This is a genomic window from Pseudoalteromonas sp. APM04, from assembly GCF_022809815.1.
GTDB lineage: Bacteria > Pseudomonadota > Gammaproteobacteria > Enterobacterales > Alteromonadaceae > Pseudoalteromonas > Pseudoalteromonas marina.
The window spans coordinates 516,659-534,077 of the sequence record NZ_CP094441.1 but is presented as its reverse complement, the minus strand read 5'-3'; the positions used below and the strand labels follow the sequence as shown (position 1 = coordinate 534,077).

Here is a 17,419-nt window from a genome sequence, read left to right as displayed (position 1 = left end):
ATTACTAGGGTCAGTTTGTCTTTTAAGATTAATACTAAAAGGTCAACAGACCCCAGCATAAGCCCCTAAAATGGAGTTAAGTAACAAAATGAACTTACGTTTGTCTTTAATCACTGCCGCACTTTTGCCGCTAATGAGCGCCCCTTTTTCAGCTAATGCTGATGATAGCGACATAGAAAAAATAGTGGTCACCGGTGACTTTCAACGAGAAACTATTCAAACTTTAAGTGCCAGTGCAAGTTTACTCAGTGAAGAAGAAATAAGCCTACGTGGTGCAAGTTACTTAGACGAAATATTAGGCAGTGCCGCTAACGTAAACTTCACTGCGGGTGCGTCTCGTGGGCGTTTTATACAAATTCGTGGCGTGGGTTTACGCTCACAATTTGTTGACCCTATTAACCCTTCGGTTGGTTTAGTTATTGATGGCATTAACTACTCTGGCCTTGGTGGCAGTTCATTATTATTTGATATTGACCAAGTAGAAATTTACCGTGGACCTCAAGGAACACGCTTTGGTGCAGACGGCATGGCCGGTATGATCCAAATGCAATCAGCTAAAGCAACTAGCGATCCGAGTTTAAAACTGCACTTAGGTGCTGGCACATACAACAGCCATGAAGCAGGCCTTGCAGCAAGCACTGGTTTGACCGACGATACAACGGCTCGTATTAGTTACTTTCGCAGAAAATCTGACGGCTACGTAGACAACTTATACCTGAACGAGTCAACACAAAATCAAGACGAGCAAGTTGCACGCTTCAAATTAAACTCTCAGCTTACTGAAAACCTAAACACTGAGTTAAATTTTCATTATATTGATATAAACAATGGTTACGATGCCTTTACGCTCGACAATAGCCGCGACAGCGTTGCGGATGAACCAGGTCAAGATAACCAAAAAAGTTACGCGGTAGGTATTGCTAACACTTACACGGGTTTCGATAAATTTGATGTAAGCCTTAATGTTTCAGCAATCGATAGCGAGTTACTCTATAGCTACGATGAAGACTGGGTTTGTAATGATATTAACGAGCCGCAACTTTGTGCTGCAGGCTTACACCCTTGGGGTTACAGCTCTACTGATATTTACAATCGCGATCGCGATGATCAATCAGCTAACTTACAGTTTAACGATAAAACTGGTAACTGGGTTGCGGGTCTTTATTATCAAAACCGCGATGTTGATTTAGAGCGCCAATACACATGGCTTGCAAGCCCATTTGCCTCTACTTATGAAACCAGCAATATTGCATTGTATGGCCAAGTAGCAACCCCTATTGGTCCAAAAACCACCTTAATAACAGGCCTACGTGTTGAGCAATACCAAGGTGATTACACCGACAGTAACGGTTTTATACAAGAAACCGACGATGTTATGCTCGGTGGTAAAGTTGCGCTTGAGTATCAAGTAATAGATCGCACTATGATCTACGCAAGTATTACGCGTGGTTACAAAGCCGGTGGTATTAACTCTGAAGCGCTTGCAAAAGCAAAAGATGAAGGCCTAAACCTAGACGCTAACTTTTTTCAACAGCACACCAGCTTCGACCCTGAATACTTATGGAGCGGTGAGTTTGGCGTTAAAGGATCATCACTCGATGACGCTTTAACACTTCGCCTAGCGGCATTTTATATGCACCGCGACGACATACAGTTAAAAGCATGGCAAGTTGAAGGCCAGCAGTTTACAGGCTACGTTGATAACGCAAGCTCTGGTAGTAACTACGGCCTTGAAATTGAAGGTAACTACCGACTCACCGACAACCTATTATTAACCGGTAGCGCTGGTTACTTAGACACAGAAATAGATAACTTTGTAACGCAATCTGGTTTAAACCAAGATGGCCGTGAACAAGCCCAATCGCCTAAGTACCAATATGCATTTACTGCACGCTACAATTTTACCAACGCTTTTTATGCCATGGTGGGTATTGAAGGGAAAGACGATTACTACTTCTCAGATAGCCATAACTCAAAAGCGCCTAACAGCAACTTAGTTAACTTAAGCTTTGGCTACGACGCTGACATGTGGTCAGTTCGTGCATGGGCACGCAACGTGTTTGATGAAGCTGTGCCGACGCGTGGCTTTGAGTTCGGTAACGACCCACTTGATGGCTACGAAACTCATACCTACACACAATTAGGTGAGCCAAGAGTAGCAGGTATAACGTTTACGTTAGAGCTGTAAGTTGTAAGTTGTCAGTTGTCAGTTGTCAGTTGTCAGTTACAGATTAGAAAACACCGCGTTTAATTAAAGCGCGGTGTTTTTTTATCTGAAAACTAATAACTTTTCTAAGCCCTATCTACATCAAAGGCAATTACATCTTTAATTTTGTCTTTGTTAGTTGCTAGCATTACCAGCCTATCAATCCCCAATGCTACGCCTGAACATTGCGGTAAACCATGCTCCAATGCAGCAATTAAGCGCGAATCCATCGGAACTTGTTTTAAACCGTGCGCTTCACGATACTGGTTATCTTCATCAAAGCGTTTAGCTTGTTCTGTTGCGTTGGTTAGCTCGTTAAAGCCATTCGCAAGCTCCATATTTTTATAATAGAGTTCAAAACGACCAGCGACTCGCTCATCGTGTTCACAAATTTGCGCTAATGCCGCTTGTGAGGCAGGAAAGTGATAGACAAAACAGGGTTTAGTTTGCCCAATGCTCGGTTCTACTTTCATACAAAATAACAGCTGTAGCAAGGTATCTTTATGAGTTTCGTTTTTAGCTATGTCAGCAAAGCCATGCTCACAAGCACGCGCCTTTAGTTGATCTAAAGATGCTGTCAGTGGATCCAGGCCTAATACTTGTTTAAATGCATCCTGATAAGTAATACGCGTAGCTGGCTCCACATTAAGTACACACTGCATTAGCTCATCCATTTCATCCATCAATGCAAATTCGTCAAACCCAGGGCGATACCACTCAAGCATAGTGAACTCAGGGTTATGATGGCTGCCCGCCTCTTCATTTCTAAATGCTTTGCAAAGCTGAAAAATAGAACCTGAACCAGCCGCTAACAAGCGTTTCATTGCAAACTCGGGGGATGTTTGTAAATAAAGAGGCAAACCACCAGCATGCCCGGGGCCCATAAATGAAGTATTAAAACTTGCCAAGTGAACATCAGTGACACTAGCAGCACTTAAGCTCGGTGTTTCTACTTCCATTACATCTCGCACGTAAAAAAATTCACGAATTGTGCGTAAAATTTCTGCGCGTTGTTTTAATGTTTTTATATTTGCGCTGGGCGCCCAAAGTGTTGCTGACATATTTTCTCCAAAAAAAATCCCAGCATAGGCTGGGATTTATACCAATTCGCTTAGGCCGTGTTGATCTTTGCGGATTGGTATTATTAAGCTACGTTAAATATTACTTAACACGGCCTACGTACTCACCACTGCGTGTGTCTACTTTAATTACTTCGCCAATTTGAACGAATAATGGAACACGAACTACTGCACCCGTGCTAAGCGTTGCTGGTTTACCACCCGTGCCCGCTGTATCACCTTTTAGGCCAGGATCTGTTTCAGTGATCTCAAGCTCTACAAAGTTTGGTGGAGTAACTGCAATTGGGCTGCCATTCCATAGTGTAATAGTACATACATCGTTTTCAACTAACCATTTGCCAGCATCGCCTAATGCTTTCTCGTCAGCAGCAATTTGCTCAAATGTTTCGTTATTCATGAAATGCCAAAATTCACCGTCTGTATAAAGATACGCTAAATCCGTATCCATAACATCAGCACCTTCAACCGATTCACCTGATTTAAAGGTTTTTTCAAGTACCTTGCCAGAAATAAGCTTGCGGATACGAACACGGTTAAACGCTTGGCCTTTACCAGGTTTTACCATTTCATTTTCTAAGATACTGCAAGGCTCGCCGTCCATCATAATTTTTAGGCCGCCCTTGAACTCGTTGGTGCTATAATTCGCCATCGTTTCCTCTATTTTAATTTTTTCGAGTAATCTACGTGCCAATGATACAAAGAAATGAAGCAAATTTGCATAAAAACTGGCAAAAAGAATTAGCAAATGTAGTTACCTGTCCAAAAACCTTGCTTGAAATGGTTGGTTTATCGAGCCAAGTCCATGAAAACGACCTAAAAGCTCGCAGTTTATTTCCGGTACGGGTGCCAGTGCCTTTTATAAAAAAAATGCGCAAAGGTGATGCAAACGATCCTCTATTGCTACAAGTTATGCCTCGCCATCAAGAGTTTTTAAAAAAATCGGGGTTTAATAAAGATCCTTTGCTTGAGCAAGACAACGATCAACCCGGGATTTTACATAAGTATAAATCGCGTGTTTTAGTTATGTTTAAAACCGGTTGCGCGGTAAATTGTCGGTATTGTTTTAGACGTCATTTTCCGTATCAAGAAAACCAACTTAATAAAAAAAGCCTACTAGATGCCCTTAGCTATATAAAATCAGATACCAATATAAACGAAGTGATCTTAAGTGGTGGCGACCCGCTTATGGCCAAAGACGATGCCATTAGCTGGTTTTTAGATGAGCTTGAAAAATTACCGCAAATAAAACGTATGCGAATACACAGCCGTTTGCCTGTGGTAATACCTGCGAGAATTACCGACGAGCTATGTGCCCGCTTACAAAAATCACCACTAAAAATTGTATTTATAAACCATATAAATCACGCCAACGAAATAGATGATGAGTTTAAAGCCGCAATGCAAAAGCTTAAACATGCAGGCGTTATGCTATTAAATCAAGCGGTTATTTTAAAAGACGTGAACGATACGGTTGACGCACAAATAAATTTAAGTGAAGCGTTATTTGATGCCGACGTGCTGCCGTATTATTTGTATTTGCTAGATAAAGTTGAAGGCGCAAGTCACTTTGATATTAACGAAGAGCAAGCAATAAAAATAATGGCAGAGCTTTTAAAAGCTCTGCCCGGATTTTTAGTGCCTAAATTAGTAAGAGAAATAGGCGGTCAAAAAAGTAAAACCCCTATAGATCTCAAACTCATTTAGAGCGACATTTAAACGTATACGTTTATGTTATTACCAAGTGTTGCAGTCACCGATTTAGCCGGTGTTTGCGCACTTGATGATTGCGCAGCACCTTCAATTAGTGCAAGCGCAGCTGCGCCGTCTGCCTGTTGCTGTTTTTTAGCCAAAGAAGCGCTGTAAACTTCACCACTTTCGCTAGCCCCTGACATAACGGGTAAACTTGAACCTGATATATTCATATTACTAACCTGACTTTTAAATGTAATCCACGTATTATATCGGCCATGCAGTACAAAGCTTTAGGAAAACCATGGATTCTATAATTGAACAACTCAACGCTAACTTAAAAATTGTTTATCGTCAGGCACTTGATGCCGACAAAAAACTAGACGAATTACAACAACAAGGCCATGGTAAATTTAAAGCCTTATTTGGAAAAGACGCTGGTTTTGACTTTGAAGCAAAGCGTTTCAAACCCTATGTACTAGACGTTGCAGCCGACGTAGAAAGTTTATCAACCGATGGCTTTAACGAAGAAAAGTTAAAAACAACCGTCATTAAATTACAACAGTTACTCACTTTACTCGCCACGTTTAAATAACCAAAGTTAATCACTTGCCGCTCTTAAGCGGCAAGTTAACTCAATCAATACTTGTTAATACTTGTTCGCCAAACCACTGTGTGAGTAATCTTTTTTCGTGGTCAAATGACTCCTCTCGGCCTCTTCTTATTCTATCCATAAAGCCCATGTCTTTGAGTTCAACATCATTTGCTTCACTTATTACATCGCCTTCTTTATTAACTAACGAATAGTTCAGGTTAATACGTGGGAAAAAAATAGGTTCAACAACGCGTATTTCACTTGTGCCACTGAAACGTACATCACCAGCTAAATCAACATCTGTAATTTCGACATTCAGCTTATAATCTTTTGGCAGTTGCTCAGCAAGCTTGGAAAAATGTTTTTCAAACTGCTTAGTAATTTGCTTATGGTAAGACGCTTTAGTTTGGTTTGATGCACGCACATCGCGATAGTCTTTAAAGTCATGCCACTTAACTGCAGACTCGCCAGCATGTGTAAATAGTGGCAATACAACACACAGTGCCATTGAAATTTTTGTAACTGAGTTCATAGCTATCTCCAAAAAGTAATCCATAACACAACGTATATGGTGTGACTTTATTGCTTACCTTAATTAAATAATCCTAACAGATATATATTAACTATAACTTAATCATAGTTGTTAAATGTAATTATAAACGAACAAAATGTAATCTGATGTACCTTTTAAAACTACTTTAAACCATCTTCTTTGCAAACAAAAAATTAAATATAAAGCATGTAAACTATGCCATTTTATGTTGAAATTAAAACAACTGAATAAAGAACCCTACGGAGCTTTCATGACTATTTTAGTAACCGGTGGCGCAGGCTATATTGGCTCGCATACCGTTTTAGAACTTTTGCAACAAGGAAGTGATGTTGTTGTTATAGATAATTTAGCAAATTCATCGCAAGAGTCTCTGGCTCGCGTTAAACAAATTACGGGAAAAGAAGTAACTTTTTATCAAGGTGACATACTCGATAAAGCTTTTTTAGATTCAGTATTTGCAAAGCATACGGTTAACAGCGTTATTCATTTTGCAGGCTTAAAGTCGGTTGGCGAATCGGTTGCTAAACCAGTAGAGTATTACCAAAATAATGTGCAAGGCACGTTAACCTTAGTTGATGCTATGCGAGATGCGGGCGTATTTAAGTTAGTATTTAGCTCATCTGCCACCGTTTATGGCGACCCTGCAAGCTTACCAATCAAAGAAGACTTCCCTGTAGGCGGTACTACCAACCCTTATGGCACATCTAAGTTAATGGTTGAAATGATGCTCCAGGATATCGCTAAATCTGACGAGCGCTTTGCGTTTGCTATTTTGCGTTATTTTAATCCTGTAGGTGCTCACGAATCGGGCCTAATTGGTGAAGATCCTAATGGCATTCCTAATAATTTATTACCATTCATTGCTCAAGTAGCAGTGGGTAAACTCAAGCAGTTAGCCGTATTTGGTGATGATTACGACACCATTGATGGCACAGGCGTACGCGACTACATTCACGTTGTAGATTTAGCTATTGGCCACTTAAAAGCGCTTGATAAAATAGCTACAAATACGGGTGCACTTGTATATAACCTTGGCACTGGTAATGGCTATTCTGTTCTGCAAATGGTTAATGCATTTATTAAAGCAAGTAACCAAGCAGTACCATACCAAGTATCACCTCGTCGCCCTGGCGATATTGCTGCATGTTACGCCGCACCAGAAAAAGCCCTTAATGAGCTGGGCTGGGAAGCTAAACGCGGAATTGATGCCATGATGCAAGATACATGGCGCTGGCAGTCAAACAATCCAAATGGCTACAGTAAGTAAAGTCATTAAATTTGCGCTTAGCCACAAACCGTTAAGCGCGTTTTTTACCAATTTTGCATTTCTACTAGCCGCGATTGCGTTCGCGCATATTCAAAGCTTAGCTTTTTACCCACATATAAATGCTCTATATTTACCTGAGCATTGATGATCAGTAATTTTTGACAGTCATAAAATTCATCCACTAATGCAATAAAGCGCCGAGCCTCGTCGTCTAAAGTGTGTTCTTCAAGCGTTTGCTTTTCCCGCTGGTAGCTATCTTCTATTCCATGCACAATCGTTTTACCCGTTGCGGTTTCACCCATTTTAGGCACATTATTAACGTACAATACATCAAACTGGGATGCTAAAAACATATAGTCGTTTGCACTACGTGGGCCTGAACATAAAGCCATAAAATCAATGATTACGGCTCTAGGCGCTTTTAATTGGTAGCTAAGTTTACGGCCGTGAATCGTAATTACATCTGAAAAAGTAACCTGTGAATTCGCTTGCACAAAAATAGCTTTAAAATCATCACTCGGTAAGTTGATATAATAGTGGCGGCTATTTTTACCATATCTAAAGCGATGATCCTCCTCACCGGCCACATTGACTATGTGGCAGTGGTTGTTAATTAAATCGATAGTAGGTAAAAATCGCGCGCGTTGCAGGCCGTTGCTATAAAGCTGTTCTGGTTTTGCATTAGAGGTAGCCACCAGCACTAAACCTTGCTCAAACATCGCTTTAAACAATCTAGCCATAATCATGGCATCGCCAATGTCGCTGACAAAAAACTCATCAAAACATAATACTTTAATGTTTTTAGCCCATTTTTTCGCTATCAATGTAAGCGGATTAGCGTGGCCTTGTAGCTCAGCTAATTGGGCATGAACATGTGCTATAAAATGATGAAAGTGAAGTCGCTGTTTTTTTACCACTGGCACATTGTTATAAAATAAATCCATTAACATTGATTTACCACGCCCTACCGGCCCATACAAATAAACTCCATTTATATTTGGTGTTTTTTGCCACCATTTTACCGATGTCTGAAGTTGTAGGCTTAAGGTATTTAATGCCATAACCGCACGTTGCTGGGCAGCATCGTACGTCAGCTCACCAGAGGCCACTTTGGCCTTATATAGGTTTAAAATTAGTGTGCTGTGCACTGTCATGGTATTTCACTATCGGCTATAATCGCGCCCATTGTAGCCGACTAAAAATGTGAACCAAAATGAAATTCCCTTGCCGTTTAGATAAATTTATTAGCCACTTAGCAGAAGTACCGCGCACGCAAGCTCGCGCCAGTATTAAGCGTAAAGAAGTAAGCGTAAATGGTGAGGTGATCACAGCACATAACTTTCAGTTAGCAAAAGAAGATGCCGTATTACATAACGGTGAGCCATTAGTATTTTTAGGTAAACGTTACTTTATGCTAAATAAGCCTGTTGGTTATGTGTGCGCAAATAGTGACGACTTACACAAAACAGTTTTTGACTTACTTGATGAGCCAAATATGAGTGACTTTCACGTAGCAGGCCGATTAGATATAGACACAACAGGCTTAGTTATTATCACTAACGATGGCGACTGGTCACATAAAATTACCTCACCACGCAGTAATAAATTTAAAACATACCTAGTTGAAACCCAAGAACCAATTACCGACGAAGCGCTTGAGCAATTACGCGAAGGCGTTATGCTACACAATGAAAAAGATGCCACCCGCCCCGCTATTGCTGAGCGCTTAGCTAACTACGGTTTACGCTTATCAATTAGTGAAGGAAAGTACCATCAGGTAAAGCGCATGCTTTACGCCGTTGATAACAAAGTGGTTGAATTACACCGTGAGCAAATTGCGGGTATTAAGTTAGATGAAGACTTAGCGCCAGGCGAATACCGCTTGTTAACCGAGAATGAGATAAAACTATAGGGCGGTCTAATAACGAACCACTTTCCCTTACGATTTAATTTGCACTAAATCAAAGTCTGCCATGCCCGGTACAATCGCTTGTAAGCGAGATTCGGTGACATCTAAGGTGTTGAGGTATTCGCAATATTCTGATGCTTTTAGCTCTAATTGGTCTGCTTTTTTTTGCAATGACTTATCAATCTCTTTCGTGATGATATCCATGCGTTGACCCATATCGTTAATGCGATCCTCAATATTGCCTTCACGCGATTTAAACGCATCCCCTAAAGACACTAAAATAGCACCTAACGAGCCATGAACCGCCGAGTGGATTTTTTGGCTTATTTCTTTTGTAAAAAAGTCATCAATTTGAGAAAGTGATTGAGGAGCTATAAAAAAAAAGTCGTCGCCTCGCTTAAACTTATCCATCAACGCGCGTTCTACGTATTGCAGTTGGGTTTTAAGTACTTCAGGCTCTTTATCCGACATGCCTTCAACCACTTGTTCAATAGCACTCAGCCCTAAATTAACACCGTCGGTGGCTAAATTTACAAGTTCGGGTACTGTTTGACGAATGCCTTGGCTAAATTGCTCCAGTACTTTGCTTTCATCTTCACCTAAATCGACCCAATAGCCACGAATAAAGAGCTGGGTATTGTTGTTAATTTGTACTCGTGTTTGGCCTTTATCAACAATTCGTATTACGTCATCGGTAATAATTAGACCATGTCTGAGTTCAACATCACACGGTTTTTGAGCAAAGGCAGCGGTACTTGAAAGTGCAATGGACAGCGATAAAATCGCACGAGATAAAAACGCCATATACACCTCAAAAAGACAAAAAATGGAAGGCAAGTAGGTTAACAAAAAACCAATTTTATGCAAGAAAAAACAGCGCTTGATACTATCGAAGCGCTGCTTATAAAGGCGTTTAAAGCTCAGGGCATGTTAACCTGCGCCCTTATAAAATTAAATGGGTGAACCTGGCGGTATAGGCAGAACCTTAAAGTTATTAGGCCACTCTCCATTAGCTAAAAAGTGTTTTACCTGCACTGCTAGGTATTGCTTAAATGCGCTTTCACCGATGCTTGTATTACTCAGCATCGTGTTTTGATTAAAGTCGTCACTTAACTTAACTAAGTAATAACGAAGTTGCGCTTGTACCTCTGGGCTTACATTATTATTTGCCACTAAGTCAGCAAACGTTTTTGCTGTTAAAAACTGTATACGCTGGGTTATTTTGCCTTTCATTGTGTCGGGCGACGATACATTATAAACATGATTATATAACTGCTTTAATAACGCATCTAAACTGTAAAATTGGTTATTACGGGCTTGTTGTTGCGCTAAACGATTTAAGCGCTGTGGATTAAGCAACAACGATAAACTATGCTGCACTGCCACCTCTGGTAAAGCCATTGCATCAAGTGTTAACCCTGTACGCCCCACTACGCTTTCGCGCGATTTAGACTCACCATATGCTTTTGGCGGAATTAACGATAATACCGATTCAGGTATAACTAAATTTTTGGCTGTAAGCGTTGCTAAAATGGCATTAACTGCATCTTGTTGCACTTGCTTATCAACAACCTGAGCGCCTTGGACAGGCTCATCACCGCGCGTTTCATATTCGTAATTTACACCTGCAATTAACTTAACCACAGACTCAACTTGAAAACGATGAAATAAATAAAGTGGCACAAGCTTTTCTTCTAACTGAGATAGCGCAACACCCAACTTAATATTATTAATACCAAATTGCGAAAGTGCCTTTTTACGCACATCTAAAACACGTAAAAGCTCTTCTGATGGGTTAGCGCCGTTATCCCATAAGTGAGCAGTTGGATGAGCACCCCCTTTAGCTCGCGCGTCAGAATCTGAAATAAACGCTAGCCCTTTGGCTTTATTCTCTTTTAAAATTGCCGCCAGCTCTGCGCTTTCATCTTGATTAGTAAAGTCGCTATAACCGTATTTAATTACCTGGGTATCCCATACGCCCATACCTGTTGCATAGCCTCGTGTTACATCAAGCTTGCCTTGTTCATTAAAGCTCAATAATGGGTGTGGGTAATCCATTACTGAGGCTCTATCACTTACTGATGCCGCAAAGTTATGGGCAATACCTAATGTATGACCAATTTCATGGGCACTTAACTGGCGAATACGATCAAGCGCCATAGCGTGTAAGTTTTTAGCAACTTCATCGCCTTTAAAATAAGGAGCAGCCAGCGCTTCAGCAATTAAAATATCTTGGCGAACACGAAGCGAACCCAACGTCACATGGCCTTTTAATATTTCACCGGTGCGCGGATCAATAACTGAGCTTCCGTATGACCAGCCACGTGTTGCTCTATGCACCCATTGAATCACGTTGTAACGAATATCCATGGGATCAACATTAGTTGGTAATACTTTAACAATAAACGCGTTTTTATAACCTGCAGCGCTAAATGCATCATTCCACCACTTACCGCCTTCAAGTAAGGCGCTTTTAACTGGCTCTGGTACACCGGGATCTAAATAATAAACAATAGGTTCAACCGGCTCGCTAATAGGTAAGCTCGGATCTTTTTTTACTAAACGATGACGCGGTATATAACGAACATACATCGACTCGCCTAAAGGCGCTGCGTAATCTTTGTGTTCAATGCTCCAAAAGCCCGATTGCGGGTTAAATTTACGTGGTGTGTAATTATCATCTGGTAATTGAACAAGTGAATGGTGCATATGTACGGTAACAGTGTATGGGTCGGCGCTAACTTGGCGTACAAACTTACCCGGCTTTGCGCCTTTAAATGTAAGCACGGCCTCCAGTTCGGTGTTTTTTACAAAGGCTTTTGAACGCGCCATGTAAACCGCACTTCGTGATTCATCAAGGTTAAAATTACCCTGCTTACGGGCAGCTAATGTACGGCTTACTCCATGTACATCGCTCAATAAATAAGGCGTGTAGTCAATAAGTGCCGTGCTTTTGTCTTCTGCAACCACTTTAAAGCCCGCCAATATGCTTGATGAAAATGCCTCTTTGATACTTTGCTGCTCGGCTTTGTTATTAGTGTTAGCACGGTAGTAAGTATTTACAGCACGCAGCATGACTTTATCGCCAAAGCGCTCAAACTGTACCAAATGCGTGTTGCCAAGCTGGCCTCGATCAAGTCCAATATCGTTTGACCCAACCCCGTATGGCAAACTTTGTTGTAATAAAAACTGCTGCTCAAACTTATCTACTTTTAAATACACTTTGCCGTTTTGAGTATCGTAATAAAACGAGTAGTACCCCGGAAAGTGGTTCATTTGTGTAGTAAATTCATCAATTGACTTAATTGCTGCGTGCGCTTGAGTTATGATAGAGCACAACACAGTAAAGAATATGTAACTTAGTAGTGGTATTTTTTTCATAATCTTATCTTTGTTATTGGCGTTTTAGGTACGATTAGGTGCCCCCATTATAGGGCGGTATTTAAACAATACAGATATTTAAGACGAATTTCAGCGCTCTAAACTAATCTCTCTCACATTATGATTAGTTTTAACACGTTATCAGGAAAATAGAATGCGTAGACTCCCTCCAGTATTGCTAGAAGACGGTTGCCCAAGAGAACTATTATCATTAATCCGAACTATTTTAGCGGCATGTAAAGAAATATCGTTTCGTGTTGGCCAAGGCGCACTTTCAGGCGTATTAGGATCAACACTTGATGAAAACATTCAAGGCGAAACTCAAAAAAAGCTCGATGTATTATCTAATCAGCTATTAAAAGATATTTTACTGGAGTCGGGCACAGTTAAAGCCATTGCCTCTGAAGAAGAAGACTACACCGTTGCAGGAAACCCCGACGCTAAATATATTGTGGCATTTGACCCACTTGATGGTTCGTCAAACACCGATATTAACTCGCTGGTAGGGACTATATTTTCAATTATGGAAGCGCCTGAAGGCTCAGATGCAGCAGACGAAAGTATTTTTATGCAACCTGGCCACAAGCAAGTTGCGGCAGGTTATGTACTTTACGGCCCATCAACGATGTTGGCGCTTAGTACAGGTAAAGGCACACGCATGTTCACCCTTGATAAAACCCAAGGGAGCTTTTTACTAACAGAAGACTTTGCCACTATACCTGCAGATACAAACGAGTTTGCAATTAATGCGTCTAATCAGCGTCATTGGCAACCCGCTATGCAAAACTACATAAATGATTTGTTAGAAGGCGATACCGGCCCGCGCGCTAAAAACTTTAATATGCGCTGGATTGCAGCCATGGTAGGCGATGTTCATCGCGTACTAAGTCGAGGCGGTGTATTTACTTACCCAACTGATACTAAAGATCCTAATAAACCTAATAAATTGCGCCTGCTTTACGAAGCAAACCCAATGGCTATGCTAGTAGAACAAGCCGGTGGCATTGCCTCAACAGGGTCTGAACGTATTATGGATATTCAGCCAGACGCTATCCACCAGCGTGTAGCGGTTATTTTAGGATCTAAAAACGAAGTAGAAACCTGCTTGGAATATCATAAGTAATCACGTTGTCAGTTGTAAAAAAATACTAAAACCGCATTTAATTTAAATGCGGTTTTAAGTTAACCTAAACTTTAACCCTTTAACAATGCCAGTATTTTTTCAAGCTTTTGGTGATCAAGCTCGCCCATTTGCTCGCTATTACTAAGCGCATAAATAACGCCCTCGTGTTCAGCGCAATCAACGTCTTCTCGTGACTCAATAACGTTAGCCCAAAGCTCTAAGTCATCTAAATCTATTTCACCACTCAAACAGCGTTTAATTACACCAACTAATACGTCAGTTTTTAATGTGTATAAGGGCGCTTGACTATATGCAGGCGTTGACACAATAACCGATATTGCATTGTCTCTTTGTGCCGAAAACGTAATAAATTCTGCTAAGACTTTTTGTATATTCATAATATTTGTTATTCTTGGCGCTCTACTGTTGATAAGAACTAAAATGACTCAAACAAACTGCAGCCAATGTAATACAGTGCTTAACTGTAATGTAAATAATATAACCACATGTTGGTGTAACCAGTTACCCGCTATTTTACCCCTAGACGCAACAGCAACAAGCTGTTTGTGCCAAACCTGTACACTCAATAAAATTAATCACTACCTTGAAGAGCTTTATACTCAGCCAATAAAAAGCCAAATAGAGTTTGCAAAAGCATTTAGAGGAAACGATAACTTAATTGAAGAGCTCGACTACACTATGCACAATGGCTACATGGTATTTAGTAAGTGGTTTTTTTTAAAGCGAGGAACCTGCTGTAAAAATGGCTGTAAAAACTGCCCTTATGGTTTTAGAAAGTAAAAGCTACTTAATAAAAATGCGAGAAAATATTCGTTTTTACCTTCTCATTTTCTTCTCTTTTACTTCTCCTTGTGAGTAAAATTTTTAAGTACCGTTATTCATAAAGAGGTTTAGAGGCGCTGCGCTTTAACATGAGCAAACTTTAAACTCATAACTCACCTACTTTTCTCCAGTAACAATAGGCAACGAGTTACTTGCGCCCCACTCACTCCAAGAAGCGTCATAAACACTTAAGTTTTTATAACCACATTCATCAGCAAATAAAGCTAAAATACACGCTGTAATACCTGATCCACAGCTAAATTGAATATACTCTGCAGTACCTACAGCGTTCTCAAATTTTATCTTTATTTCTTCAAAAGCTTTAGCCTCGCCATCGGTTAATAAATCTAAAAAAGGCAATGAACGGCTTTGTGGTATATGCCCACCTCGCATGCCTTTTCGAGGTTCGCTCTCTTCACCAGTAAAGCGTTTATAGGCACGCGCATCTAACAATATAGTATTCACATCATCTATGGCTGCTAATACTTGCTGGCGGTCAATAAAGTAATTTGGATTATAACTTGCTTCAAAATTACCACACGTTAAAGCCTCACTATAACCTTGCTGCACTGCATAGCGGCACGCTAACCACTTTTTAAGGCCGCCATTTAAAACCTTTACATTGTGATGCCCCATGGCTTTTAGCATCCACCACGCCCTTGCAGCACTAAATAAGCCAGCATCTTCGTATACCACAATAAACGAATCATGGTTTACACCCGCATGCTGCATAACCTGTGTAAACTGCTGTGCATTACACATTGTGCTTGATAGCGGGTTTGATTTATCTGCTAGCTCATTTTTTATGTCAAACCGCTTTGCATTGGGTAGCATAGCTTCAGGCATATAAGTTCTTAAAACCCCGGGGCGAAGCATACCCGCATCAAAAATAACTAAGTTAGTTTGTTCTAAACGTATCTTAAGCCACTTTGCATCAACAAGATATTTCATAAAAAATTCCCTGTAGTATAAAACAATATAATCAAAAAATTTGATTAAATAATACTAAGTAATTAGGCAATATTAACTCTAGCATTTATTATTTTAAAAATAGCTATAAAAACAGCTATAAAAATGGTCTTAAAAGTAATACTTTGGAATACTATAGTTACTAATATGTAGATGGATTTATGTTTGGGTCTATCGTCAATAACTTAATTATGAGAAGAATATTTTGAAACTATCTGTTTGTATTATTTGTAAGAATGAGGCAAGTACAATTGCCCGCTGTTTAGAATCAGTTAAATGGGCTGACGAGATTATTCTGCTTGACTCCGGCAGCACAGATAATACACTCGAAATTGCAAAAAAATACACCGATAAGATATTTATTAGAGAGGATTGGCAAGGGTTTGGCGAGCAACGTCGAAGAGCTGAACAGTTAGCTAGTAACGACTGGATTTTTGCTATTGACTGCGATGAAGAAGTTAGTGAAACATTAAAAAATGAGATACTTAATACTTTACCTAGGTGTAGTGAAGAAAATGTATTAAGAATAAATCGGCTAACATATTTTTGTGGCCAGTTTATTTATCATAGTGGCTGGCACCCTGATCATATTGCCCGTATTTATAACAAGAAAAAAACCAGTTACAACAAAAATTTAGTGCATGAATCTGTTGTAATAAAAGACTGTGAGCTAATTACATTAAAAGAAAACATTTTACACTTCCAACACCAAGATATTTTTACATATCTTAATAAAAGAAACCACTACGCTAACATAGGCGCAAAGCAAATAATTCAAAAAGGAAAAAAAACCTCATTATCAAAAGCTACAGGCTCTGCCATATTTGCTTTTATTCGACATTATTTTTTAAGGCTAGGTTTTTTAGATGGAAGAGCAGGTTTCGTTATAGCTGTTATCCAAACCCAATACAGTTTTAACAAGTACCTTTTCTCAGTTTATAAATAATATATAGCTTCGATAGAGTAAAATTATTGAGTCTCATTACATAAACTGGATTTTTTAAATAAATCTATTTCGCTTAAAGACTATTAAGCTACAACAATAAAGTAATTAAAAAATGAAAACTTCGATATTTATTATCAATATGAAACCTTGTGAATCCCGTTGGTATGAAGTTCAAAAGCGACTTAAAGATCTTAATATAAGTGCAGAACGCTTTGAAGCTACTATTGGTAAAAATCTTGGTGAGCAAGAGTTTCTCAACTGGTATTGCCCGAAAAAGAATAAAAACTCATATCATCGCAACTTAACCCTAGGAGAAATAGGTTGTTACATTAGCCATATGCGAGTCTGGGAGCATATAGTTACACATTCGATACCTATATGCGTAATACTTGAGGACGACATTATAATTAAATCGCATTTAACTAATACGATTGAATCAGCAGAAAAATTAAAAAATTGGGATCTTATAAAACTTTCTGATAGCCGAGATTTACCATTTATTAATACACAATCCCTTGAAAGTGAATTTGTTTTAGGGAATTACTTTAAAATCCCAAATGGAGCTCAAGGATATATATTATCTTTAGAGGGGGCTAAGAAACTTCTGCACAGAAAGCCATTTTTTAGACCTGTTGATGTTGATATGCAATTTCATAGTGAAGTTGGGCTCAATATCTTAGGTATTAAGCCATATCCAATTGCCACTGATAGCCAATTTGAAAGTGAAATAGCAAAGGCAAATTCAGGTAGGCATTCTAATAAGAGTACATTTATTAGAAATTTAAAACACAGATTAAATTTACATATGCAACGCAAAAAAATATCAGCTAATCTGTCAATGATAACTAGAAAGCTATAA

At 39.5% G+C, this 17,419-nt stretch carries 18 protein-coding genes; 9 read left to right on the top strand and 9 right to left on the bottom strand.

What is annotated here, in order from left to right:
- Window positions 1–70: 70 nt before the first annotated feature.
- Window positions 71–2,188, top strand: coding sequence for a TonB-dependent receptor (locus MTP24_RS02455; protein WP_006792063.1), 2,118 nt, complete (start codon window positions 71–73; stop codon window positions 2,186–2,188).
- 104 nt (window positions 2,189–2,292) lie between these two features.
- On the opposite strand, the gene epmA is transcribed toward MTP24_RS02455, so the two are convergent.
- Complete coding sequence (gene epmA / locus MTP24_RS02450) at window positions 2,293–3,267, bottom strand: elongation factor P--(R)-beta-lysine ligase (protein ID WP_243532628.1); 975 nt, start codon at window positions 3,265–3,267, stop codon at window positions 2,293–2,295.
- Between the two features lie 100 nt (window positions 3,268–3,367).
- The gene (gene efp, locus MTP24_RS02445) at window positions 3,368–3,934 is read right to left on the bottom strand and encodes an elongation factor P (RefSeq protein ID WP_006792061.1); all 567 of its coding nucleotides are present in this window, start codon (window positions 3,932–3,934) and stop codon (window positions 3,368–3,370) included.
- 41 nt (window positions 3,935–3,975) lie between these two features.
- On the opposite strand from efp, the gene epmB reads away from it, so the two are divergent.
- The gene (epmB, locus tag MTP24_RS02440) at window positions 3,976–4,989 is read left to right on the top strand and encodes an EF-P beta-lysylation protein EpmB (protein WP_243532626.1); all 1,014 of its coding nucleotides are present in this window, start codon (window positions 3,976–3,978) and stop codon (window positions 4,987–4,989) included.
- 8 nt (window positions 4,990–4,997) lie between these two features.
- Here epmB and MTP24_RS02435 read toward each other — a convergent pair whose 3' ends face one another.
- A complete protein-coding gene (locus MTP24_RS02435) occupies window positions 4,998–5,207 on the bottom strand; it encodes a hypothetical protein (protein WP_006792059.1) in 210 nt (69 codons plus the stop codon).
- Between the two features lie 71 nt (window positions 5,208–5,278).
- On the opposite strand from MTP24_RS02435, the gene MTP24_RS02430 reads away from it, so the two are divergent.
- Window positions 5,279–5,569 carry a hypothetical protein gene (locus MTP24_RS02430; RefSeq protein ID WP_008130233.1) on the top strand — a complete coding sequence of 97 codons (291 nt, stop codon included), beginning with the start codon at window positions 5,279–5,281 and terminating at the stop codon, window positions 5,567–5,569.
- A gap of 40 nt (window positions 5,570–5,609) precedes the next feature.
- Here MTP24_RS02430 and MTP24_RS02425 read toward each other — a convergent pair whose 3' ends face one another.
- Window positions 5,610–6,101 carry a DUF3016 domain-containing protein gene (locus tag MTP24_RS02425; RefSeq protein ID WP_006792057.1) on the bottom strand — a complete coding sequence of 164 codons (492 nt, stop codon included), beginning with the start codon at window positions 6,099–6,101 and terminating at the stop codon, window positions 5,610–5,612.
- A gap of 271 nt (window positions 6,102–6,372) precedes the next feature.
- On the opposite strand from MTP24_RS02425, the gene galE reads away from it, so the two are divergent.
- Window positions 6,373–7,389, top strand: coding sequence for a UDP-glucose 4-epimerase GalE (galE, locus tag MTP24_RS02420; RefSeq protein WP_039036351.1), 1,017 nt, complete (start codon window positions 6,373–6,375; stop codon window positions 7,387–7,389).
- Window positions 7,390–7,433: 44 nt separating this feature from the next.
- Here galE and zapE read toward each other — a convergent pair whose 3' ends face one another.
- The gene (gene zapE / locus MTP24_RS02415) at window positions 7,434–8,543 is read right to left on the bottom strand and encodes a cell division protein ZapE (RefSeq protein WP_243532624.1); all 1,110 of its coding nucleotides are present in this window, start codon (window positions 8,541–8,543) and stop codon (window positions 7,434–7,436) included.
- 59 nt (window positions 8,544–8,602) lie between these two features.
- On the opposite strand from zapE, the gene rsuA reads away from it, so the two are divergent.
- Window positions 8,603–9,301 carry a 16S rRNA pseudouridine(516) synthase RsuA gene (rsuA, locus tag MTP24_RS02410; RefSeq protein WP_203986100.1) on the top strand — a complete coding sequence of 233 codons (699 nt, stop codon included), beginning with the start codon at window positions 8,603–8,605 and terminating at the stop codon, window positions 9,299–9,301.
- 27 nt (window positions 9,302–9,328) lie between these two features.
- Here the strand turns inward: rsuA and MTP24_RS02405 are convergent, their stop codons facing one another.
- Both MTP24_RS02405 and MTP24_RS02400 read right to left on the bottom strand, forming a co-directional pair.
- A complete protein-coding gene (locus tag MTP24_RS02405) occupies window positions 9,329–10,102 on the bottom strand; it encodes a YggN family protein (protein WP_006792053.1) in 774 nt (257 codons plus the stop codon).
- A gap of 147 nt (window positions 10,103–10,249) precedes the next feature.
- On the bottom strand, window positions 10,250–12,679 hold the full coding sequence (locus MTP24_RS02400) for a zinc-dependent metalloprotease (RefSeq protein WP_243532622.1): 2,430 nt from the start codon (window positions 12,677–12,679) through the stop codon (window positions 10,250–10,252).
- A 154-nt stretch (window positions 12,680–12,833) separates the two neighbouring features.
- Here MTP24_RS02400 and MTP24_RS02395 point away from each other — a divergent pair, with 154 nt between their 5' ends.
- Window positions 12,834–13,802, top strand: coding sequence for a class 1 fructose-bisphosphatase (locus MTP24_RS02395; protein ID WP_039036347.1), 969 nt, complete (start codon window positions 12,834–12,836; stop codon window positions 13,800–13,802).
- 71 nt (window positions 13,803–13,873) lie between these two features.
- Here the strand turns inward: MTP24_RS02395 and MTP24_RS02390 are convergent, their stop codons facing one another.
- The gene (locus MTP24_RS02390; protein WP_243532619.1) at window positions 13,874–14,200 is read right to left on the bottom strand and encodes a hypothetical protein; all 327 of its coding nucleotides are present in this window, start codon (window positions 14,198–14,200) and stop codon (window positions 13,874–13,876) included.
- Between the two features lie 43 nt (window positions 14,201–14,243).
- Between MTP24_RS02390 and MTP24_RS02385 the strand changes: the two genes are divergently transcribed.
- Complete coding sequence (locus MTP24_RS02385) at window positions 14,244–14,603, top strand: DUF5522 domain-containing protein (RefSeq protein ID WP_243532617.1); 360 nt, start codon at window positions 14,244–14,246, stop codon at window positions 14,601–14,603.
- Between the two features lie 159 nt (window positions 14,604–14,762).
- On the opposite strand, the gene MTP24_RS02380 is transcribed toward MTP24_RS02385, so the two are convergent.
- Window positions 14,763–15,596: a sulfurtransferase gene (locus tag MTP24_RS02380; RefSeq protein ID WP_008130209.1), complete on the bottom strand. Its 834-nt coding sequence runs from the start codon at window positions 15,594–15,596 to the stop codon at window positions 14,763–14,765.
- A gap of 223 nt (window positions 15,597–15,819) precedes the next feature.
- Here MTP24_RS02380 and MTP24_RS02375 point away from each other — a divergent pair, with 223 nt between their 5' ends.
- Together MTP24_RS02375 and MTP24_RS02370 are read left to right on the top strand one after the other, a co-directional pair.
- The gene (locus tag MTP24_RS02375) at window positions 15,820–16,560 is read left to right on the top strand and encodes a glycosyltransferase family 2 protein (RefSeq protein ID WP_008130207.1); all 741 of its coding nucleotides are present in this window, start codon (window positions 15,820–15,822) and stop codon (window positions 16,558–16,560) included.
- 112 nt (window positions 16,561–16,672) lie between these two features.
- Window positions 16,673–17,419 (top strand): glycosyltransferase family 25 protein, encoded by a 747-nt coding sequence (locus MTP24_RS02370; protein WP_243532614.1) that lies wholly within the window; start codon window positions 16,673–16,675, stop codon window positions 17,417–17,419.